Genomic DNA, 20,822 nt, shown 5'->3' on the forward strand with positions numbered 1-20,822 from the left:
ACGTGGCGACCGAGCTGGTTGAGCGCGTCGGTGAGATCGGTGTGGGTCTCAAAGGAGGTCAGGAGGACCAGCTGCGCATCGCCCAGCCCGCCGGTCTGGGCGTACCAGCGGGCGAACTCGACCGCGGTGCTGGTCTTGCCCTGGCCGGCATAGGCGTGCAGCAGCACAACTTTCGCCGAGTCGAAGGCACGGTCGAGCAGCAGCAGGGTCTCGTCCCGGCCGATGAAGCCCTGGTCCGGGACATAGCGCAGCAGGTCCGGGTTGCGCTGGACCGGGTCGAGTTCCGGGTGCTCGCCAAGGGCCAGCGGCTGGTCGGCCGGGAGCAGCGGGCGGTCGAGCGCCTCGTAGACCACCGGGACGAACCAGTCTTGCAGCGGGCGCGGTTGCAGCCCGACCCAGCGCTCGGGGTTGCGGTGCAGGTGCTTGCGCGCCTCGCTCGCCGCCTGGCCGAAGCCGCGGCCCTTGGCGAGCGCAGCATAGAGCTCGCCGACATACTGGGCGGCGGTGACGACAAAGACGCTGTAGCGCATGCCGAGTACGGCGGGGATACCCTGGTCGACCACGGCTTGGGCGAGCGAGCCGATGGCGCGGACCTCATCGTGGACGGTGGCCGTATCGGTGGGGCTTTCGGTCGCCTCGTGCATGGCGGACTGGCAGGCGTTGAGTACCAGGACCGGGACGCCGGTGTCGTGCAGCAGTTGGCCGAGTGCGGCACCCGGGACCGGGCGCATCTTGCGCTTGGCCGTCGGGTGCTCGAAGAGCAGATAGCCGTGCTTGCCGGTGCCGTTGGCGCCGAGCGTGAGGGCTGAAAGGTCAGCCAGGCCCAGCTCGGTCAGCAGGGCCTGATCGGCATAGACGCCGTGCCCGTCGAAGTGGACGCAGTGGAAGGGGCGGCCGGCCTCCTTGGCGTCGGTCAGCACCTGCTGGAGTTGCTCATAGGTCGGCGGGCGGAGCGCCGTGATGGCGACGCGCTGGCGGTTGTCGCCCAGGCCTTGCAGCAGGCGGTTGGCCACCGCGCGCAGGCCCACGTCGTCGGTACCGTTGGGGCGGCAGACCACATAGAGCAGCCGGATGCGGCCGTCGTCCACCGGCGGCACCGGGACGAAGCCGATGTTGGGGTCGGACTGGACGCGGACGAAGGCGCGCACCCGCAGCGCGATGGCCGAATCGGACTCCGGGTCGCGCATCAGCTCCCAGGGGATGCTGGCGGCCTGGGCGATGCCGGTGCTGATCTCGATGCGCAGGTCCTCGAGCTGGTCACGGATGGCAAACCAGATGGCCTGGGTGTTGCGGTTGGCGGCGAGGACCAGGTCATAAAGCGCCTCGCCCTTGGCCTTCATCAGGTGTTCGATCTGCTCGACCTGGACGGCCTCGGTCGCTGCGGCGTGCTGGAGATAGTCCTCCAGATACCAGCGCAGTTCCGCCTGCTCCTGGTCGGTGAAGGCAAAGGCGATGGTCGCCTCGGCCTCGATCTCCGGCTGATCGGGGCGCAGCAGGCGCAATTGAATCGGAAACCGGCCGTCGACCGGCGGCCGTTGGCGAATGCGCAGGGTGGCGGACATCCTCTCACTCCTGATCCTCTGGGGGTTTCGATTCGATCACGCTGGGCATTCTACCGGAAGGCGGCAAGGGGCACGATGGCCGCGCGTCGCGGCGGCGAGCGGTCCGCGCAGCGGACCCTACGGGCTGCCGTGGGCCGCGCTCGGCGCCAACATCCCCTGTTGCACGATAAAGGCGGCGATCTCTTCCACCCCCTGCCCCACCCGCAGATTGGTGAAGAAGAATGGACGCTCGCCGCGCATCCGCCGGGCATCGCGGTCCATCACCGCCAATGACGCGCCCACCGCGGGCGCCAGGTCGATTTTGTTGATCACCAACAGGTCCGAGCGCGTGATACCGGGGCCGCCCTTGCGCGGGATCTTCTCGCCCCCGGCCACGTCAATGACATAGAGTGTGAGATCGGCCAACTCGGGGCTGAAGGTGGCGGCCAGGTTGTCACCGCCGCTCTCGATAAAGATGAGATCCAGGTCCGGGAAGCGCGCCTGCAGGTCCTCCACCGCCGCCAGGTTCATACTGGCGTCCTCGCGAATGGCGGTATGGGGACAGCCGCCGGTCTCCACCCCAATGATGCGCTCCGCCGCCAGGGCCTGGGAGCGAATCAGGAACTCGGCGTCCTCCCGGGTATAGATGTCATTGGTGACCACCGCGATCTCATAGCGGTCGCGCAGGTGCTTGCAGAGCGCATCGAGCAGCGCCGTCTTGCCGGACCCCACGGGTCCGCCGACGCCGACGCGCAGGGGGGTTGAATCGGGCATAGGAACCTCGTCTTGGTTTCAGGATCTGAACAGGCGCGTGTATTGGGTCTCGTGGGCGCTGCTGGCAATGGCCAGCGCCGCGCAGGAGGCGCCGATGTCTTCATCGGGCAGGGCCAGCGCCGCCGCCACCGTGCCCGGGATCAGGGCCGCGAGTCGCGCCAGCGCCTGTTGACCCTGGGTCTGACCCAGTGGGACACACTTGACACCCGCCAGCACCAGGGTCTCGATCCAGGACCAGGCATAGCCGGCGGCGACACTCCGCGGTTCGATCTGCCAGGCGGACGCCGCAAAGGCGAGCCCTGCCGTGCCGCTTCGGCCCAGCAATCCCCGCCAGTCGCGTGCCCCGGGCAGGTCCCAGGCAATCAGCAGGTCCGCCAGTGCGCGCCCGCGGTTGGCCTCCTCTAGGCGCAATTCGGCGGTCTCGCGACTGGCGATCAGGCGGTCGATCAGGCTGGCCATGGCCGCCGGGTCCAGCGCCCCGGCCGCGGCCTGCATCCGCACCAGCAGCGGCAGGTCGACCCGCGCCAGTGCGGCGCCCAGTTGGTCGCCGACCCAGGCCTCCAGGTCCGCCGCGGTGCGCAGCCAACCGGCATCCACCGCCCACTCGATGCCCTGCGAATAGGTGAAGCCGCCGACCGGCAAGGATGGGCTTGCCAGTTGCAGCAGCCGCAACAGTGGCAGGTCAGTGGTCATGCCCGTGGCCCTGGCCACCGTAGGCGCCGGGTTCCGGCTCGAAGGGGCCGTCGTCGACCCGGACTGGTAGTCCCAGACCCAGCACCAGGTCGTCGAGCACATGGTCGTGCAGATAGGAGAGCCGCCCCGGCTCGATCTGGAGGGCCACATGGCGATTGCCCAGGTGATAACAGGCGCGCGCCAGCGCCAGTGCGTCACCGCACTCCACCCGGGAGAGGCACTCCGGCGCGGCTCGAACCAGCACCGACTGACCGTCCTCGCTCGCCAGGCAGTCGCCATCGCGCAGGGTGGTGCCCCGCGGCAGCCGGATGCCCGCCTCCCGTCCGTCGTCCAATACCACCACCAGCCGGCTGCGCCGGCGTTGGTCGAGGGTGAGTGTGACCCTGGGGGCGCCGGCGGGCGCTGAGTCGGTCTTGCGGGTGAATTGGATCATGGCTCAGAAAAGAAAATACCGCTGCGCAAAGGGCAGCACCGCCGCTGGTTCGCAGGTGAGTAACTGGCCGTCGGCGCGGACCTGGTAGGTCTGGGGGTCGACCTCGATGGCGGGTTGCCAGTCGTTGTGGATCATGTCGGACTTGCGCAGTGTACGGGTCCCTCGCACGGTGCCGATCAGGCGCCGCAGCCCCAATTCGCGGGCGACATCGGCGTCGGCGGCCCAACCCGAGAGGAAGGTCATGCACGTGGCCTGGAGCGCCCTGCCGAAGGCGCCGAACATGGGGCGATAATGGACCGGCTGAGGCGTCGGAATGGAGGCATTGGGGTCGCCCATGGGGGCGGCGGCAATCAGCCCACCCTTGACGATCAGGCTCGGCTTGGTGGCAAAGAAGGCGGGACGCCACAACACCAGGTCGGCGAGCTTACCCACCGCCACCGATCCCACCTCATGCGCAACGCCATGGGCGATGGCCGGATTGATGGTGTACTTGGCCACATAGCGCTTGGCCCGCGCATTGTCATGCGTCGCCGGGTCGCCGGCCAGCGCGCCGCGCTGCACCTTCATCTTGTGGGCGGTCTGCCAGGTGCGGGTGATCGACTCGCCCACCCGGCCCATCGCCTGGGAGTCCGACGAGATCATGCTGAAGGCGCCCAGGTCGTGCAGTATGTCCTCCGCGGCGATAGTCTCGCGTCGGATACGCGACTCGGCAAAGGCCACGTCCTCCGGGATGGACGGCGACAGGTGATGGCAGACCATCAGCATGTCGAGATGCTCATCCACAGTATTCACCGTATAGGGTCGGGTGGGATTGGTCGATGAGGGCAGCACATTGGGCAGCCCGGCCGCCTTGATGATATCCGGGGCATGGCCGCCGCCGGCACCCTCGGTATGATAGGTATGGATGGTGCGGTCCTTGAAGGCGGCAATCGTGTCCTCTACAAACCCGGACTCATTCAGGGTGTCGGTATGGATGGCGACCTGTACGTCATAGCGATCCGCCACCCCCAGGCAGCAATCGATGGCCGCCGGGGTGGTACCCCAGTCCTCATGGAGTTTGAGCCCCATGGCCCCGGCGCGTAGCTGCTCCTCCAGGGGGCACGGCTGGCTGCCGTTACCCTTGCCCAGGAAGCCCAGATTGACCGGCAAGCCCTCGGCCGCCTGCAACATCCGGTGGATATTCCAGGGCCCCGGGGTACAGGTGGTGGCATTGGTGCCGGTGGCCGGACCGGTGCCGCCGCCGATCATGGTCGTCACCCCCGACATCAGTGCGTCCTCCACCTGCTGGGGGCAGATAAAATGGATGTGGCTGTCGATCGCGCCGGCGGTGAGTATCTGACCCTCACCGGCAATGATCTCGGTCGCCGGGCCAATCAGGATATCGACCCCGGCCTGGGTGTCCGGATTGCCCGCCTTGCCGATGGCTGCAATGCGCCCATGCTTGATACCGACATCGGCCTTGACGATGCCCCAGTGGTCCAGTATCAATGCGTTCGTGATGACCAGGTCAGCCACGTCGGCGGCATGGCGTTGGCATTGACCCATCCCATCGCGAATCACCTTGCCGCCGCCGAAGGTGACCTCATCGCCATAGACGGTGCGGTCCGCCTCGACCTGGATGATCAGTTCAGAGTCACCCAGGCGGACCCGGTCGCCGGTGGTGGGACCATAGAGTGCGGCATAGGCGGTGCGAGGGATGCGACTCATGGTTTCACTCCGTCCACTGCGCCCATGATCCGGGCATTGAAGCCATAGACCTGACGGTCTCCGGCATAGGGTACCAGGTCGACGGTGCGGGTCTGGCCCGGCTCGAATCGCACTGCGGTGCCGGCCGGGATGTCGAGGCGCTGGCCACGGGTGGGTTCCCGGTCGAAGCGCAGCGCGCTATTGGTCTCATAAAAATGATAATGCGAGCCGACCTGGATGGGCCGGTCGCCGGTATTGGCGACCGCCACGGTCAACGCCGGTCGCCCGGCATTGAGCTCGATCTCACCGGGGGCGGTGAGGATTTCGCCTGGAATCATGTAGAGTCTCCAGCAACCATCAGACGATGGGGTCGTGGACCGTCACCAGCTTGGTGCCGTCCGGAAAAGTGGCCTCCACCTGGACCTCGTGGATCATCTCCGGGATGCCATCCATCAGGTCCTCGCGCGTGAGCAGGGTCCGGCCATAATCCATCAACGCGGCGACCGAGCGGCCATCGCGGGCGCCCTCCAGGATGGCACAACTGATATAGGCCACGGCCTCCGGGTAGTTGAGCTTGACCCCGCGCGCCTTGCGCCGTTCAGCGACCAGGCCGGCGGTGAACAACAGGAGTTTGTCTTTCTCTCTGGGGGTGAGTTCCATGGCCGCCTCCGGGACGGAATCAGTGGCTAGCAAACAAAAAAGCAGTTAAGCCGCACATGAACGCAAATCGACGCAAAATAAACCATGGACTATTGATTGACCATGAAAATGCGTGGCTCGCCCGCCGAGTGAACGGGTCGCTTCAACAGACTATGGATAACCTTATATTCATTTGCGTTCGTTTGCGTTCGTTTGCGTTCATTTGCGGCAAGACATTCTTTCTAGCATAAGGGCTCCGAGCGAGCAGGCCCGGGCACCCGATCCGTCAGGTACACCAGATGCGTGGCGGGCAGGCCGGGCGCCCGAGCAGTCTGGGCCGAAGTATGCCCCAAAGCAGGGTGAAAAGGCGATTGACCGGCTCGGTCCCAATGGCCAGACACCGGGCAATCAGCAGGTCGCCCACCAGGGTCGCGCCCCAGAGCAGGTCGGTCGGCGGCACCGCCTGGGTGCGCACGGCGGCCAGGTCTGGCGCAGCGGCACCGGTAGCCAGCAGGGTGCCGGTGACCGGATGGCCGCGAAGCCCGGTGGGTCCATCAAGCCCAACCCCGTCGCCGATCCACAACCGCTCCAGGAGCAAGGGGACGCCCGCGCGTCGCAGCGACAGGCGCAGGTCCGCACAGCCGCTCTCGAAGCGCTCCCCCACCGCCGGCCGCCCCAGGCTATGGACCTCCCAGCCCAGAAAGCGCGCGTCCGCCGTCAGTTCGACCTGGGTGTTGAGCCGCAGGTTCGCCCCCGGGAACAGGATGTTCTCCTGCGGGAACCATTCCAGCACCCCGCCCGCGGCCACGCTCAGACGCTGGGTCAGCTGTGCGCATGGACCGGCGCTGCGATAGAACTTGGTGGCCCCCGGGGTGGTGAACAGCGTATGGGCGCCCTCCCCGACGTCAACCGCAACATCTAACCGGTCGCCACCCACCACGCCACCGGGCGGGTGCAATAGATAGATGTGACAGGGGCCACCCTCGGGGTAGAAAGGGCGCTGGACGGTGAGCGGGCCGAACTGGCGCTTGTGGGCCAGGACGGTACGACCGCCGCGCTCGGCCAGGCCAAGCTCGAGGCTGGCTTGCCAGCCGGGGGTTTCCGTGGGGATTGCGGTCTGGCCGGGGTCAAGGAGGCTGGACAAAGACGCTGGATCTCCTTGGCGAATGGCGCGAGACGTTGGGGTAAGATGGGCGAGCCAATCAGCCACCGCGAGCGATCAGACGATGGAAGCCCTGAAACTGCAAACAGTCGATGACCTGTTCCAGGCGGACGACGAGCGCGTCGAGTTGATCGACGGGGAGATCGTCTACCGCCCCATGGCACGCTTCGAGCATGGACTCGCCCAACTGGCCGTGTACGATGAGGTCCAGGTGTTCAAGCGCCGATCCGGCCCGGGCGGCTGGTGGATTGTCACCGAAATCAGCGTCCGCTACAGCGAGCATCAATGCCCCTCTCACGACCTTGCCGGCTGGCGCAAGGAGCGGGTGCCGGAACGCCCCAGCGGTATCATGACCCTGTCCCCGGACTGGGTGTGTGAGATCCTCTCACCGGGCCATGAGCGCAAGGACACCGTCCATCACCTGCTACTGCTCCAGCGCGCCGCCGTGCCACACTATTGGATTCTGTCGCCGGAGGACCGCACCCTCATCGTCTATGCACTGGATGGCGACGCCTACCGCTTGTGTTGGTCGGTCGCCTATCGGCCGCCGGAGACCCCGAATCGGGCGCGTATCCCGCCCTTCGATTCGATTGACATCGACCTGGGTTACCTCTTCGGGGAGTCGGAGTAAACCAGATCAAAGTGCCTTGCTGGTCAGCCGGGCTTTTTCGGGCAATCCTTGCAGCGTTTGCCTTCTTTGTACTTCTTACAGCATTTATCGGATTTCTTGCTCATGGCGCGGCGCCGGTCGTCGTGCCCACCTGCTTGGCCAATGCCGCGAGTTCGTTGTCGATCATCAACAGGCCATAGCCTTGGTCGCCGAAGAGCCGCAGGCGACCGATGATGTCGTTGACCGTCGCTTCCTCCTCGATCTGCTCGGTGACGAACCACTGTAGAAAGATCGCGGTCGCATGGTCCTTCTCGCTCAGCGCATGATCCAGTATGGTATTGATGGCGCTGGTCACTGCGCGCTCGTGTTCGAGGGTGCGCTCGAAGATACGCAGCACACCGTCAGTCCCCGTCTCCGGTGCCGCGACCCCCGTCAGGACGACCGCGGCATTCTGATCGATGAGATACCGGTACATTTTCAAGGCATGGGTCAACTCTTCGCCATGCTTGGCCATGAACCAGGCGGCAGTCCCCTTGAGGTTCATGGTTTCAGCCCGCGCCGACAGCGCCAGATAAAAATAGGCTGAATAGAACTCGCGATTGATCTGTGCGCCGATCAGCGCGGCCATGTCTTGTGAAATCATCGGGGTGGTCCTGCTCAAAAATCGTGGTGTATAACGCAACGGGTCTGGGTGCCACATTCAACCCAAATCCGGGAATTGCTCACGCCAAGGCGCCAAGCCCGCCAAGAAATATAGATGGGGTAGACCCAGCATCCAGATCAACCGCCGGGTGAATCGCCCAGCACAGATAACGCACTGGAAAACCTTGGCGAGCTTGGCGCCTTGGCGTGACAACCGCTCTTTCCAGGTCTAAACCTTCACGTATGAAGATGCCCTCGGGTGCCGCCTTTTCAAGCTAGACGTTCAGATACTGCCGCACCAGATCGTCGCCAAGCTCGGCCATCGCCCCGCTCGCCATCAGCCGGCCGCGGTCGAGGATGACAAAGCGGTCGGCAACGCGGCGGGCGAACGGGAGTTTCTGCTCCACCAGGATCACTGTAAGACCCAACTCGTCGATCAGACGCCGTATGATGTCGCCGATCTCGGCCACGATATTGGGCTGGATGCCCTCGGTGGGCTCGTCCAGGATCAGTAACTTGGGGTCGATGACCAGCGCGCGCCCGATCGCCAGTTGCTGCTGCTGACCGCCGGAGAGGTCGCCGCCGCGGCGCCCGAGCATCTGTTTGAGGACCGGAAAGAGCTCGTAGATGAAGGCCGGCACCTGGCGCTGGCCATCCCGTCTGGCCGGCAGCCCGATGCGCAGGTTCTCCTCGACCGTCAGCAACGGGAAGATCTGCCGGCCCTGAGGGACATAGCCCAGACCCAAGCCGGCGCGCCGCTCGGCCGGCAGCCGGGCCAGGTCCTGCCCCTGGTAGAGCAGCGCCCCGGAGCGCACCGGCAGCAGCCCCATGATGCACTCCATCAGGGTGGTCTTACCCACCCCGTTGCGGCCCATGACACAGGTACACTCACCGGCCGGCACCGCGAAACCCAGGTCCCAGAGGGTGTGACTCTCGCCATAGAACTGGTTCAGCCCTTGGATGTTCAGCATCGGGTCACTCACCAAGATAGACCTCGACCACCCGCGGGTCATGCTGGACCTCGTCCATCGAGCCCTCGGCGAGCACGGCCCCCTGATTCAGCACCGTCACCCGCTTGGCGATGGAGCGCACGAAGTCCATGTCGTGCTCCACAACGACCACCGAGTGCTTGCCCTCCAGTGACAGGAGCAACTGCGCGGTGCGCTCCATCTCCTGGTGGGTCATGCCGGCCACCGGTTCGTCGACCAGCAACAGGAGCGGATCCTGCATCAACAACATGCCGATCTCCAGCCACTGCTTCTGGCCGTGGGAGAGTGCGCCGGCTGGGCGTCCGGCGTGCTCGTTGAGGCCGATGATGGTCAATACCTCGTCGATACGGTCGCGCTCTTCGCCCGAGAGTCGGGCGAAGAGTGTGGGCCAGACCCGCTTGTCGCCGGCCATGGCGAGCTCCAGGTTCTCAATCACCCGATGCTGCTCAAAGACCGTCGGTTTCTGAAACTTGCGGCCGATACCGGCCTGGGCGATACGCGGCTCGTCCAATTCCAACAGATTGATCGACTGACCGAAAAAGACAAAGCCCCGATCCGGCTTGGTCTTGCCGGTTACCACGTCCATCATGGTGGTCTTGCCGGCCCCATTGGGTCCGATCACACAGCGCAACTCGCCCACGTCGACATAGAATGACAGGTCGTTGAGGGCGCGAAAGCCATCGAAACTGACCGTGACCCCTTCCACATAGAGCAGGGTCTGGTGCGAGATATCCAGGGTCTCGGCCAGCGTCTTGCCCGGATTGAGATATTGCCAACGCTCCACCTGTCCGCCCATCAGCCGGCCCTCCGCAGGGTCATCAGACCCGCGATGCCACGTGGCAGAAAGAGCGTGACCAACACAAACAGCCCGCCCAGCGCAAACAGCCAGGCATCGGGAAAGATACCGGTGAAGACGGTCTTGCCATAATTCACCAACAAGGCCCCGGCCACCGCCCCGTAGAGCGTGGCGCGCCCGCCGACCGCAACCCAGATGACCAGCTCGATCGAGTTCAATGGCGAGAATTCGCCGGGATTGATGATGCCCACCTGCGGCACATAGAGCGCCCCGGCCACCCCCGCCAGCATGGCGGAGAAGGTGAAGATGGCAGCCTTGGCCCGCTCCACCCGGTAACCGATGAAGCGGGTCCGCGACTCGGCATCGCGAATGGCCACCGCCACCCGTCCCAGGCGTGAACTGACGATGTAGCGGCTCGCCAGATAGCCCAGTGCCAAGGCCAGGGCGGAGGCGATGAAGAGCCCGGCACGGGTGCCATCCGCCTGGAGGCTGACACCCAGGATATCCTTGAAATCGGTCAGGCCATTATTGCCTCCGAAGCCCATCTCATTGCGAAAGAAGGCGAGCATCAAAGCATAGGTGAGTGCCTGGGTGATGATCGAGAGATAGACCCCGGTAACCCGCGAGCGGAAGGCGAGATAGCCAAAGCAGTAGGCCAGGACCCCGGGCACCAGGATGGCCATCAGGGCGGCGAACCAGAACCGATCGAAGCCATGCCAGAACCAGGGCAACTCCGGCCAGTTGAGAAACACCATAAAGTCGGGCAGGGTCGGATTGCCATAGACCCCACGATCCCCCACCTGGCGCATCAGATACATGCCCATCGCATAGCCGCCTAGGGCAAAGAAGGCCCCATGACCCAGGCTCAGGATCCCCAGATAGCCCCACACCAAGTCGACGGCCACCGCGAGCAAGGCATAGGTGAGGTACTTGCCGAGCAGTGTCACCGTATAGGTGGAGACATGCCAGGGGCTCGCCGCCGGGACCGCCAGGCTCAGGATGGGGACCAGGATACCCACCGCCAAGAGTACGGCGAGCATGACCTGACCGCCCGTATCGCCTCTCAATGCCTTGACTATCCTCATGCCGGTATACTCGAAGCGCTTGGGATGAAGAATTTGCGTTCATTCGCGTTCATTTGCGGACCATCATTCTGTTCACCCCTCCGCCGCCCGACCGCGTTGGGGGAAGAGCCCGCGGGGTCGCTTCTGAATAAACAGGATAATGAAGACCAGCACCAGGATCTTGGCCAGCACGGCGCCGGCCCAGGGCTCCATGAACTTATTGGCAACCCCCAGCACGGTGCCGCCGATCAGGGTTCCCCACAGGTTACCCACCCCGCCGAAGACTACTACCATAAAGGAGTCGATGATGTAGGCCTGCCCCATGTTGGGACCCACGTTGGTGAGCTGTGACAGGGCCACCCCGGCAACCCCTGCGATCCCGGCGCCGAGCCCAAAGGTGAGGGCGTCGACCCGCGCGGAGCGCACCCCCATGGCGCGGGCCATGGCCCGATTCTGCGACACCGCCCGCACCTGGAGCCCCAGCGCGGTGCGCTTGAGGATCAGCAGCAATGCCAGGAAGACCAGCATGGCAAACACCAGGATATAGAGCCGGTTGAAGGTCAGGGCCAGCCCCGGGTTGAGTTGCCAGGAGCCGCTCATCCAGGAGGGATTCTCCACCGTCACGTTTTGCGCCGACACGGTAGTGCGGACCAGTTGTTGGAGGATCAGACTGATGCCGAAGGTGGCCAGCAGCGTCTCCAACGGGCGACCATAGAGGAAGCGGATGACGGTCCGCTCAATGGCGACGCCGAAGAGTCCGGCGACGATGAAGGCGGCCGGGATGGCGATGAACAGCGAATAATCGAGCAGCCCCGGCATCGCCTGCTGGACCAGATAGGTGGTATAGGCCCCGAGCATCATCAATTCACCATGGGCCATATTGATCACACCCATGACGCCGAAGGTGATGGCCAGCCCGATGGCCGCCAGGACCAGGACCGACCCCAGGCTCAAGCCGAAGAAGAGGGTCTCAGCCCGAGCGTTCCAGGCTACCCGCGCATCGATGCCGGCCAGCGCCTGACGGGCGGCGACCGCCACCGCGGGGTCGAGCGCGTCGGTCGCGAGCAGGGTCGCCAATGCATTGCGCGCCTCGGGATAGAGGCTGCCGTCCAGGTGGGCGATGGCCGCGCGTTGAGACTCGGCGGTGCCGACCTGGAGGTCTGCCACCGCCATCGCCAGGTCGAGCGTTGCACGCACCCGCGTGTCCCGCTCCTGCCCCAGGCGGGCGCGCAGGGCCGCCACCGCCGCCGGGTTAGGGTCCTGCATCAGCGCCCGCGCCGAATGCAGCCGCACCTGCGGATCGGGACTGCCCAGGCTTAGTGCGGCGATGGCACCGCGCAGCTCGGTGCGCAGCGCGTTGGTCAGCGTAATCTTTTTGATTGAGGCGCGGTCGACCTCTCCCAGGTCCGCCCCGGTGATGGGGTGGATCGACCGAACAACAGACCCCGCTGAACGCACCAGGACGACGGGCGGATCGCCCTCCCTGGCATAGAGGTCGCCTACCAGCAGACCCTCGAGGATCGGGAGGGCCCGCACCTCACCGGCCGCAACAATGGCCGCCACCGCCTGCTTCTTCACCGGCAAGGCACGGTCGGCCAACCCCGGCAAGGCGTCTTCCAGTGTGTCGGCGGCCGCCGCACCCAGCCAGAGCAGACCAAGGAGGGCTATGGCCGTGATGGCCCGACTGATTCGGCAGTGACTGCGTGGCATGGCATGACCTAAATCGGGAAACGCAATGGCTCTTTCTCGTTCCCACGCTCCAGCGTGGGAATGCCGTGCGGGCGCTGCGCGTCCGCTCTGGCGACGGGACGCGCAGCGCGAGCCCCATCGCCCTACTTCGCCTTGGTCCCCAGACAGGTCTTGGTCTTGGTGTTGTAGTTGCCGCAGTTGATCGGTGCGGTCCAGTCGGCCTCCAGGTCCTTGGAGCCCGGCAGGTAATTGGACCAGGCGTCGCCGGGGACGGTGCCCTTGGTCTGCCATACCACGGCGAACTGACCGTCATCCTGAATCTCGCCGATCAGCACCGGCTTGGTGATGTGGTGATTGGGCAGCATCTTGGCGATCCCGCCCGTCAGATTCGGTGTTTCCAGCCCGATGATCGCCGCCGCCACCTTGTCCGGATCGGTGCTGCCGGCCTTCTCCACCGCCTTCACCCACAGGTCGAAGCCGATCATATGGGCCTCCATCGGATCGTTGGTGACCCGCTTGGGGTCCTTGATGAACTCATGCCACTGCTTGATGAAGGCGGCATTCTCCGGCGTATCCACACTCATGAAATAGTTCCAGGCGGCGAGGTGCCCGACCAGCGGCTTGGTATCGATGCCGGAGAGTTCCTCTTCACCGACCGAGAAGGCCACCACCGGGATCTTCTCGGCCGACACGCCCTGATTACCCAGCTCCTTATAGAATGGGACATTGGCGTCGCCGTTGATTGTCGAGACGACCGCGGTCTTCTTGCCGGCGGAGCCGAACTTCTTGATCTCCGAGACGATAGACTGCCAGTCGGAATGACCGAAGGGCGTGTAGTTGATCATGATGTCCTTGGCGGCCACCCCCTTCTGCTTGAGATAGGCCTCCAGGATCTTATTGGTGGTGCGCGGGTAGACATAGTCGGTGCCCGCCAGGACCCAGCGCTTGACCCCCTGGCTCATCAAATAGTCCACCGCCGGGATCGCCTGCTGATTGGGCGCCGCACCGGTGTAGAAGACATTCTTGGAGGACTCCTCGCCCTCGTACTGAACGGGGTAGAACAGCAGCCCGTTCAACTCCTCGAAGACCGGCAGGACCGATTTGCGCGACACCGAGGTCCAACAGCCGAAGACCACCGCCACCTTGTCCTTCTCCAGCAGCTCGCGGGCCTTCTCGGCGAACAACGGCCAGTTGGAGGCCGGGTCCACCACCACCGCCTCCAGTTGCTTACCCAACAGACCGCCCTTCTTATTCTGTTCGTCGACCAACATCAGGACCGTATCCTTGAGCGTGGTCTCGCTGATGGCCATGGTGCCGGAGAGCGAGTGCAGCACCCCGACCTTGATCGTGTCATCCGCGGCCTGCGCCGGGACCAGGCTCGACAACCCCAGGGCCAGGCCCGCGCCCAGCACCAGCCGCTTGATAAAATCGCGTTTCCGCATCGATGTGACTCCCCCGGTTGTGGCGATGAAGACAGGGGCCGCAAATTGGACCCGCACCAAGTCAATTAGCAAATCTTGGGCCAATCGGCGTACACCGCTGATCTGCTTGCACCCTACCCCCCTCGTGGGGGAATACTGGGGTGAGGCGCAGCGGCTCGCGGGAATAATGGTCCGGCGGACAAGCGGCAGTCGCCCTGTTTTGGTGCGACCGCTCGGTTCGGGTGCTGCAATGCGCCTTACGACCGCCGCGCCAATACCGCCGACATCCGCTCCAGTTGCCCGGACCACCAGCGATCGGCCACGGGGTCGTGATTGGTCGACAGGGACCAGAGCTTGAGACGGGGATGGACCTCCAGCATGGAGAGTGCCGCGCTGGGGTCGTCGCTGACCACGGCACCCGAGTCCAGGAACCAGAAGTCGCCCCAGCGAATGCAATGACTCATGATGTTATGACCGACCAGGACCAGGTCGACCCCGGGCACCTGCCGTCCCGGCAAGCCATGGATCGCCTGGTTGGCGCTCGTGCGCGACCAGAGGGCGATTTGGCGGGCCTGACCCCGATCGTCCTCCAGGGCCGCGAGCCATTGCGCCCAGTCATAGCCCGGGGTCACGTCCGCATGAACCAGGCCGATCCGCCCCACCCCGGTGGTCAGTTGGCAGGCCCACGGCAGGGCGGCGAGCTGGGCGCGCACCTGGGGGGAGTCCCAGGGATAACCGGCGGACCAGTCGCCGCCGTTGATGATCCATTGCAGCCAAGCCCCACGGTCCTCGACTGCATCGAGCATGAGCTGCTCGTGGTTGCCGCGAAGGGCCCGGAACCAGGGTTGCTCCAGGAGTGCGAGACACCGCTCAGAGTAGGGCCCGCGGTCGATCAGGTCGCCCAAGGACCAGACCAGATCGCACCCCGGGTCAAAGCCGGCGCGCTCCAAGAGCGATTCGCAGGCATGGGCCATCCCGTGGAGGTCGCCAAGTACGAACACGCGGCCAGGATGCGAAGCAAGATCAAGACGTACGACAGGCGACACGGGGTTTCACTGCATCAGGTTGCGGACCGTTGGGGTGGGATCTGAGCGGAAACCCCCTCGCGGTCCAGACTAGGAGGTGCGCCCTGGGCCAGCTAGCCGGCGGCCCGCGACGATGGTCGCATAGAACGCGAGCAACCGCTCTGCCATCGCCGGCGCGGACCAGGATTGGGCGTAGGCCGTACCTGCCCGACCCAGGGTCGCGCGCCGCTGCGGGTCCGCCAGCAGCAGCGCCGCCTGGTCGGCGAACGCCTGCTCCTCTTCCGGGGCAATCAGGCAGCCGGCCCCCTCCACCAACACCTCAGCGGTTCCCATCACTGCGGTGGAGACCACCGGTACCCCCAGCGCCAGGGCCTCCAGCAGCACCAGCCCCTGAGTCTCGGTGTTAGAGGCGAATATGAAGGCGTCACCCGCCCGATAACAGTCCTCCAGCTCACCATTACGATCCAGATAGCCGACGAACAGGGTGTTCTGTGCGAGCCCCAAGGCCTGCGCCTGGTCCTGGAGTTCACGCCGCGCCGGACCCTCGCCCGCCACCACCAGGAGGACATCCGGAATTGCCTGCTTGACCCGTGCCAGCACCCGCAGCAGAAAGTCGACATTCTTCTCGAAGGCGAGTCGGCCCACATGCACCAGCACCGGGCGCTGCAAGGGAATGCCGTGGCGGGCGCGGAACGCGGCCCTATCCCCCCGGCCGAATTGATCCAGCTCGATCCCGGTGGGGATGACGGCGCAGCGGGTGGTTACCCCGTAGCGTTGCAGGATCGAGAGCATTGCCTGGGACGGGACCACCAGTGCGTCCACGTCGTTGCATTGGGCGGCGGAGAAGCGCCGGGCGGCAAAACGCAGCCAGGCGGGGGGGATGAGGGGGACATACTTGTCCAGGTATTGCTCGAAGAAGGTGTGGTAGCTTTCCACCGTCGGCACGCCGAGCCGCCGCGCCAGGGCGACCCCGCTATAGTGGGCGATGAAGGGGGTATGAATATGCACCAGATCGAAACCCCGACTCGCCAGGTCCAGCCGGTGTCGGCGCAAGGCGCGCACCCGCAGGAGGCGATCCTCCGGGTCCAGGGGTAGCGCCCGCGAGGGGATGCGCAGGACCTCGAATGGCTCGGGCGCGCAGCGTCCGTAGTCCGGCGCGATCAGGGTCACCGCGTGCCCCTGCTCCACAAACTCGCGGGCAAAGGTCTGGATTGAGGTCGAAACCCCGTTTACTCGCGGGAAATACACGTCGGAGATCATCAACACGCGCATGGAGGGACGCCCCGATCATGGGTAAACTTCTAATGGTATCGTCTTGCCCCCGCTCCCGTCTTGAAGGAATGATGACATGACCCCTGTGCCGCCCCCTCCAGTCAAGTCCCAACCCGTCTGCGGCGCCAGCCGCGCCGCCTTGGCCCTGGCCCTCGGCCTGACCACTGCCGCCGCCGCCGCCGGCCCGACCATCTGGGGCTATGGCGTCAAGCCCTGCCGCGACTTTCTGGCCGCCGCCCCCGGCGACACGGCGCCGAGCGCGGTCGGCGGCAACGAGTATCTGCGCTATCGCGAGTGGCTCGCCGGGCTCGTCACCGGACTCAACCTGGCGACCGCCACCGACGTCCTGAGCGGCGCCGAGCTGGACGCCGCGCTCAACAGCATCCGCGCCCGCTGCCAGGCCCGCCCCAGCGACGACTTCTTTAGTGCCACCATGAATCTGGTCCGTTCACTGAGCCGGACCAAGGGCAAGGCCCCCAAGTAATCGTCCGCTTGACCCGGCGGCACCCCATGCGCCGGAGTGCCCGCCTGTGCTATCGTGCGCCCCAGTTTGCGGTTGCGGCCCCGGAGGCGCACCGGCCATCCATCCGGAGTTGACGAGTCGTGCGCAGTGTGGTCTATCCTGGGACCTTCGATCCCATCACCAACGGTCACGCCGACCTGATCATGCGGGCCGCCCGGCTCTTCGACCGGGTCGTGGTGGCGGTCGCGGCGGACACCGGCAAGGCCCCGACCTTCACGACCGCAGAGCGGCTCGCCCTGGTCAACGACGTCTTGGGCGGCGACCCGCGTGTGGAGGTCGTCTCCTTCAGCGGGCTGCTGGTCAACTTCGCCCGCCAGATGGACGTCGGGGTGATCATGCGCGGCCTGCGGGCCGTCTCGGACTTCGAGTATGAGTTCCAACTGGCCGGCATGAACCGCCGCATGGCCCCAGACATCGAGACCCTGTTTCTGACCCCGGCGGAACAGTATTCTTATATCTCGTCCTCACTGGTGCGTGAGATCGCCCGGCTGCGGGGCGATGTCTCGCCCTTCGTCGCCCCCAGCGTTCAGGCTGCATTACGCGAACGATTTGGATAACATCTGCGGATCGGAGCGCGGCCGGACCCCGCGGCAACACCCAATGTCGGCGAAGTGTCCCGCGCGACCCACTGCCAGGGCGCCAGCGTCGGCACCGATTATTTTTTGCACTACCCAACCAACCACCATCAAGCGCTTTGCGTGCTTCCGAACGAGAGGAGTTTTCTCATGGCTTTGCTGATCACCGACGAATGCATCAACTGTGACGTGTGCGAGCCCGAGTGCCCGAACGACGCCATCTCCCAAGGCGACGAGACCTATGTGATCAACCCTGACCTCTGCACCGAGTGCGTGGGCCACTACGAGACCTCCCAGTGCCAGGAGGTCTGCCCGGTGGACTGCATCATCAAGGACCCGGCCCACGAAGAGACCCCGGAGCAGTTAAAGGCGAAGTTCGAGCGCATCAGCGCGGGCTGAGGCAGCGGGCGGCGGGTTCCCGCGGCGGGACCCGCGCCGCGCCCGTCTCGCACCAGGGGCGCCGCCGGGCGCCCTTTTTTTTATCATAGAAATTACGTATCCCGCGCTGGGCGCGGTTTAGATGCAGGCGTGACGGGAGTTGGAGGTCGCGAAGCGGGCAGTGGGTCGAGCGGTCGAGCGCGAGGTCGCACCGCGGGCGGCGCGGCGAAGCAGACGAAAGACCACGGCTTCCCCAATGGGCAGTACCCCCACCGCGCTGTCATCGCTACGCTGTCGCACCATGGCCAAGAACAGCTTGAGCAAAGTACGCGTCGCGATCGTCGAAGATGACGAGAGCGCTCGACGCTCGCTCGCGCGGCTGTTGCGCGCGGCCGGGATGCAGCCGACCACCTATGCGTCCGCCGAAGACTTTCGCGCGGATCTGCCGCAACCGTGGTTTGCGTGCCTGTTGCTCGACGTGCAGTTGCTCGGCATGTCCGGGCTCGACCTGCAACGGCAACTGGCGGCGGAGGGCGTGGCGACGCCGGTGTTCTTTATCACCGCTCACGACGATCCCCGGGCGCGGGAGGAGGCGATGGCCGGCGGGTGCGCGGGGTTTTTCCGCAAAACGGACGCCGGGAGCGCTCTACTCGACGCCATTCGGCGCGTCGTCTAATATTCCGCCATGAATTGGATCACCATTGCCTGGCCGATGGTAGCGTCCGCCTGCCTCACACTGGGGCTGATCGAGTTGCGCATCGGCCTGACTCAACCGCCGCGTGCGGCCCGCCTGCTGTTTGCGCTCAGCGCCTTTGCCGTCGCCGGCATTGCCGGTTTGGAGCTGGCGTTGACGCGCGCCGACAGCTTGGCCGACTGGTGGCCGTTGATGCGTTGGCTGGACATCGCGGTCGGCGTGATGATGGTCTCGCTCACCGCGTTCATCTGGGTCTATTTCGGCACTGGCAACACGTGGCTCGCGCTCGCCGTACCGGGCCTCTATGCCGTCGGATTGGCGTTCGACTATTTGTCCGGATCGGGGCCCGGGTCGGGCATGACCTACCAGCAGATCACCGGTTTCAGAACGGTCGAGACCTTCGGCGGGGTCACCTTCAACCTGGCCGAGGGTGTGCCAAACCCCTGGAATGTCTTCCCCTATCTGGCGGTCCTGGTGCTGATCGTGTTCGTGGTGGATGCCTCCGCGCGATTGTGGCGCCGCGGCGGGCGCTGGCGCGCGGCGGTGGTCGGGGGCGCCGTCGTGGTGTTCTTCCTGGTGGGCGGCGGCCAGGCAGCCTTGATCGAAACGGGGGCCGTGCAGATGCCCTACCTGATCAGTTGGGCCTATCTCGCCATCCTGGTGGCGATGGCCAGCGAACTGCACGCCGACGTGTTGGCGGCGGCACAGCTTGCCTCCCGATTGCAGGACAGCGAGATGGTTCTGCAACGGTTGCGCAGTCAGTTGGCCCACGCCAGCCGTGTCTCGCTGTTGGGACAGCTCGCCTCCGCGCTCGCCCACGAGCTGAACCAGCCGCTCGGGGCCATCCTGCGCAACGCCGAGGCTGCCGAACTATTCCTGGCACAGGAACCGCCGGATCTGGATGAACTGCGTGCCATACTGGTCGACATCCGCCAGGACGACCTGCGCGCCAGCGGCGTGATCGAGCGGCTGCGCAGCTTGCTCAAACGCCGCAGCCTCGCCCCCTGCGCCTTGTCGGTGGGCGACCTGTTGAGCACTGTTGCCGCACTGACGCGCGGCGATGCGACGGCACGCAAGACCCGCCTGGAGATCGCGGCCGCCCCCGGGTTGCCGCTGGTCATGGGCGATGCCGTACACATCCAGCAGGTGCTGCTGAATCTCGTGCTCAACGCGATGGATGCCGTGGGACACCTGCCCGCCGAGCGGCGGCAGGTCACGGTGGGGGCGCAACGCCGCGACGAGCGCGACCTTGAAATGACCGTCAGTGACGGCGGGCACGGGATCGCGCCAGAGCAACTCGGGCAACTGTTCGAGCCGTTCTTTACCACCAAGCCGCATGGCATGGGCATCGGGCTCGCAATCTCACGCACCATCATCGAGGCCCACGGTGGGCGCATCTGGGCGGAGAACAACACCTCGGCAGGCGCGACCTTCCGCTTTACGCTCCCGTTGGTGGAGGAATCAACCGCACCGTGAACGACCCCAGCGCGAGAGACCACGGGCCGGTGGTCCATGTCGTTGACGACGACGCCTCCTTTCTGGTCGCCGTCGGGCGCCTGCTGCGGGCGGCGGGCTGCACGGTGCGGACCTTTGCCTCGGCCGCCGAGCTGCTCGCCCAGCTTGGTGACACCGCGGGTTGTGTCATCGCCGATCTGCGGATGCCGGTGATGGACGGCCTCGACCTACAGCAAGCGCTGTTGCGGCAGGCGAATGCGCTGCCGGTGATCTTTCTGACCGGCGAAGGTGATATCCCCACGAGTGTGCGTGCAATGCGCCACGGTGCCGAGGATTTCCTCACCAAGCAAGCGCCTCAGGAGGACCTGCTGGCCGCCGTGGACCGGGCGATCGCCCGCGACGCCCGCCAGCGTGCAGAAGGCGCCCGTTTGCGCGCGCTGCGCGCCCGGCTCTCTACCCTCAGCCTGCGCGAGCACGAGGTGCTACAGCACGTCGTGCGGGGACGGCTGAACAAGCAGATCGCGGCCGACCTCGGGATCGGCGAGCGCACCGTCAAGCTACATCGCACGGCCATCACGACCAAGCTCCAGCTGCGCTCGGTGGCCGAGCTGACCCGTCTGGTCCAGGAGTTGGGTGTATTAGTGGAGCACCCGCCGACCTGCCCTAAAGGGCAGTAGTCGCAGCGCGGGCGTGCGGCTAGGCTGCCAGGAGCGGCGCCGGCTGAACCGGCTGAACGTGCCTGCAAACTCTCACGGCCATGC

General features: G+C 65.5%; 22 protein-coding genes and 1 pseudogene. 7 read left to right on the forward strand and 16 right to left on the reverse strand.

What is annotated here, in order from left to right; translation table 11 throughout:
- Positions 1 to 374 precede the first annotated feature (374 nt).
- From QZX93_RS06125 to QZX93_RS06160, 8 genes and pseudogenes are all read right to left on the reverse strand, one after another.
- Positions 375 to 1,562, reverse strand: a pseudogene (locus QZX93_RS06125) (CHAT domain-containing protein); the annotation flags it as partial.
- A gap of 117 nt (positions 1,563 to 1,679) precedes the next feature.
- Positions 1,680 to 2,315 carry an urease accessory protein UreG gene (ureG, locus tag QZX93_RS06130; RefSeq protein ID WP_295393102.1) on the reverse strand — a complete coding sequence of 212 codons (636 nt, stop codon included), beginning with the start codon at positions 2,313 to 2,315 and terminating at the stop codon, positions 1,680 to 1,682.
- A gap of 18 nt (positions 2,316 to 2,333) precedes the next feature.
- Positions 2,334 to 3,008 carry an urease accessory UreF family protein gene (locus QZX93_RS06135; RefSeq protein ID WP_295393103.1) on the reverse strand — a complete coding sequence of 225 codons (675 nt, stop codon included), beginning with the start codon at positions 3,006 to 3,008 and terminating at the stop codon, positions 2,334 to 2,336.
- Positions 2,998 to 3,441: an urease accessory protein UreE gene (gene ureE, locus QZX93_RS06140; RefSeq protein ID WP_295393104.1), complete on the reverse strand. Its 444-nt coding sequence runs from the start codon at positions 3,439 to 3,441 to the stop codon at positions 2,998 to 3,000. Before ureE ends, QZX93_RS06135 begins: the two co-directional genes overlap by 11 nt.
- A 3-nt stretch (positions 3,442 to 3,444) precedes the next feature.
- Entirely contained in the window at positions 3,445 to 5,148 is a 1,704-nt protein-coding gene (ureC, locus tag QZX93_RS06145) for an urease subunit alpha (RefSeq protein ID WP_295393105.1), read from the reverse strand.
- Positions 5,145 to 5,465 (reverse strand): urease subunit beta, encoded by a 321-nt coding sequence (locus QZX93_RS06150; protein ID WP_295393106.1) that lies wholly within the window; start codon positions 5,463 to 5,465, stop codon positions 5,145 to 5,147. Before QZX93_RS06150 ends, ureC begins: the two co-directional genes overlap by 4 nt.
- A gap of 19 nt (positions 5,466 to 5,484) precedes the next feature.
- The gene (gene ureA / locus QZX93_RS06155) at positions 5,485 to 5,787 is read right to left on the reverse strand and encodes an urease subunit gamma (protein WP_295393107.1); all 303 of its coding nucleotides are present in this window, start codon (positions 5,785 to 5,787) and stop codon (positions 5,485 to 5,487) included.
- 265 nt (positions 5,788 to 6,052) lie between these two features.
- The gene (locus tag QZX93_RS06160) at positions 6,053 to 6,910 is read right to left on the reverse strand and encodes an urease accessory protein UreD (RefSeq protein WP_295393108.1); all 858 of its coding nucleotides are present in this window, start codon (positions 6,908 to 6,910) and stop codon (positions 6,053 to 6,055) included.
- Between the two features lie 82 nt (positions 6,911 to 6,992).
- On the opposite strand from QZX93_RS06160, the gene QZX93_RS06165 reads away from it, so the two are divergent.
- On the forward strand, positions 6,993 to 7,559 hold the full coding sequence (locus QZX93_RS06165) for a Uma2 family endonuclease (RefSeq protein ID WP_295393109.1): 567 nt from the start codon (positions 6,993 to 6,995) through the stop codon (positions 7,557 to 7,559).
- A gap of 100 nt (positions 7,560 to 7,659) precedes the next feature.
- Here QZX93_RS06165 and QZX93_RS06170 read toward each other — a convergent pair whose 3' ends face one another.
- The 8 genes from QZX93_RS06170 to QZX93_RS06205 form a co-directional block, all read right to left on the reverse strand.
- A complete protein-coding gene (locus QZX93_RS06170) occupies positions 7,660 to 8,181 on the reverse strand; it encodes a ferritin (RefSeq protein ID WP_295393110.1) in 522 nt (173 codons plus the stop codon).
- 274 nt (positions 8,182 to 8,455) lie between these two features.
- Positions 8,456 to 9,151, reverse strand: coding sequence for an urea ABC transporter ATP-binding subunit UrtE (gene urtE / locus QZX93_RS06175; protein WP_295393111.1), 696 nt, complete (start codon positions 9,149 to 9,151; stop codon positions 8,456 to 8,458).
- 4 nt (positions 9,152 to 9,155) lie between these two features.
- Positions 9,156 to 9,965: an urea ABC transporter ATP-binding protein UrtD gene (urtD, locus tag QZX93_RS06180; protein ID WP_295393112.1), complete on the reverse strand. Its 810-nt coding sequence runs from the start codon at positions 9,963 to 9,965 to the stop codon at positions 9,156 to 9,158.
- The gene (gene urtC, locus QZX93_RS06185) at positions 9,965 to 11,050 is read right to left on the reverse strand and encodes an urea ABC transporter permease subunit UrtC (RefSeq protein WP_295393113.1); all 1,086 of its coding nucleotides are present in this window, start codon (positions 11,048 to 11,050) and stop codon (positions 9,965 to 9,967) included. Before urtC ends, urtD begins: the two co-directional genes overlap by 1 nt.
- 72 nt (positions 11,051 to 11,122) lie before the next feature.
- Positions 11,123 to 12,739, reverse strand: coding sequence for an urea ABC transporter permease subunit UrtB (urtB, locus tag QZX93_RS06190; RefSeq protein WP_295393114.1), 1,617 nt, complete (start codon positions 12,737 to 12,739; stop codon positions 11,123 to 11,125).
- A 122-nt stretch (positions 12,740 to 12,861) separates the two neighbouring features.
- Positions 12,862 to 14,160, reverse strand: a complete 1,299-nt coding sequence (urtA, locus tag QZX93_RS06195; protein WP_295393115.1) for an urea ABC transporter substrate-binding protein — start codon at positions 14,158 to 14,160, stop codon at positions 12,862 to 12,864.
- Positions 14,161 to 14,396: 236 nt separating this feature from the next.
- On the reverse strand, positions 14,397 to 15,140 hold the full coding sequence (locus QZX93_RS06200; RefSeq protein WP_295393116.1) for a metallophosphoesterase: 744 nt from the start codon (positions 15,138 to 15,140) through the stop codon (positions 14,397 to 14,399).
- Between the two features lie 114 nt (positions 15,141 to 15,254).
- The gene (locus QZX93_RS06205) at positions 15,255 to 16,436 is read right to left on the reverse strand and encodes a glycosyltransferase (RefSeq protein WP_295393117.1); all 1,182 of its coding nucleotides are present in this window, start codon (positions 16,434 to 16,436) and stop codon (positions 15,255 to 15,257) included.
- Positions 16,437 to 16,512: 76 nt separating this feature from the next.
- Here QZX93_RS06205 and QZX93_RS06210 point away from each other — a divergent pair, with 76 nt between their 5' ends.
- From QZX93_RS06210 to QZX93_RS06235, 6 genes are all read left to right on the forward strand, one after another.
- Positions 16,513 to 16,920 (forward strand): hypothetical protein, encoded by a 408-nt coding sequence (locus QZX93_RS06210; protein ID WP_295393118.1) that lies wholly within the window; start codon positions 16,513 to 16,515, stop codon positions 16,918 to 16,920.
- Positions 16,921 to 17,039: 119 nt separating this feature from the next.
- Entirely contained in the window at positions 17,040 to 17,516 is a 477-nt protein-coding gene (gene coaD / locus QZX93_RS06215) for a pantetheine-phosphate adenylyltransferase (protein ID WP_295393119.1), read from the forward strand.
- A 168-nt stretch (positions 17,517 to 17,684) separates the two neighbouring features.
- The gene (locus tag QZX93_RS06220) at positions 17,685 to 17,933 is read left to right on the forward strand and encodes a YfhL family 4Fe-4S dicluster ferredoxin (RefSeq protein ID WP_295393120.1); all 249 of its coding nucleotides are present in this window, start codon (positions 17,685 to 17,687) and stop codon (positions 17,931 to 17,933) included.
- 280 nt (positions 17,934 to 18,213) lie between these two features.
- On the forward strand, positions 18,214 to 18,588 hold the full coding sequence (locus QZX93_RS06225; RefSeq protein WP_295393121.1) for a response regulator: 375 nt from the start codon (positions 18,214 to 18,216) through the stop codon (positions 18,586 to 18,588).
- Between the two features lie 9 nt (positions 18,589 to 18,597).
- Entirely contained in the window at positions 18,598 to 20,082 is a 1,485-nt protein-coding gene (locus QZX93_RS06230) for an ATP-binding protein (RefSeq protein ID WP_295393122.1), read from the forward strand.
- A complete protein-coding gene (locus QZX93_RS06235) occupies positions 20,079 to 20,738 on the forward strand; it encodes a response regulator (protein ID WP_295393123.1) in 660 nt (219 codons plus the stop codon). Before QZX93_RS06230 ends, QZX93_RS06235 begins: the two co-directional genes overlap by 4 nt.
- The last annotated feature ends 84 nt before the right edge of the window (positions 20,739 to 20,822 follow it).

The organism is uncultured Thiodictyon sp. (assembly GCF_903946935.1).
In the GTDB taxonomy this organism is placed as follows: domain Bacteria; phylum Pseudomonadota; class Gammaproteobacteria; order Chromatiales; family Chromatiaceae; genus Thiodictyon.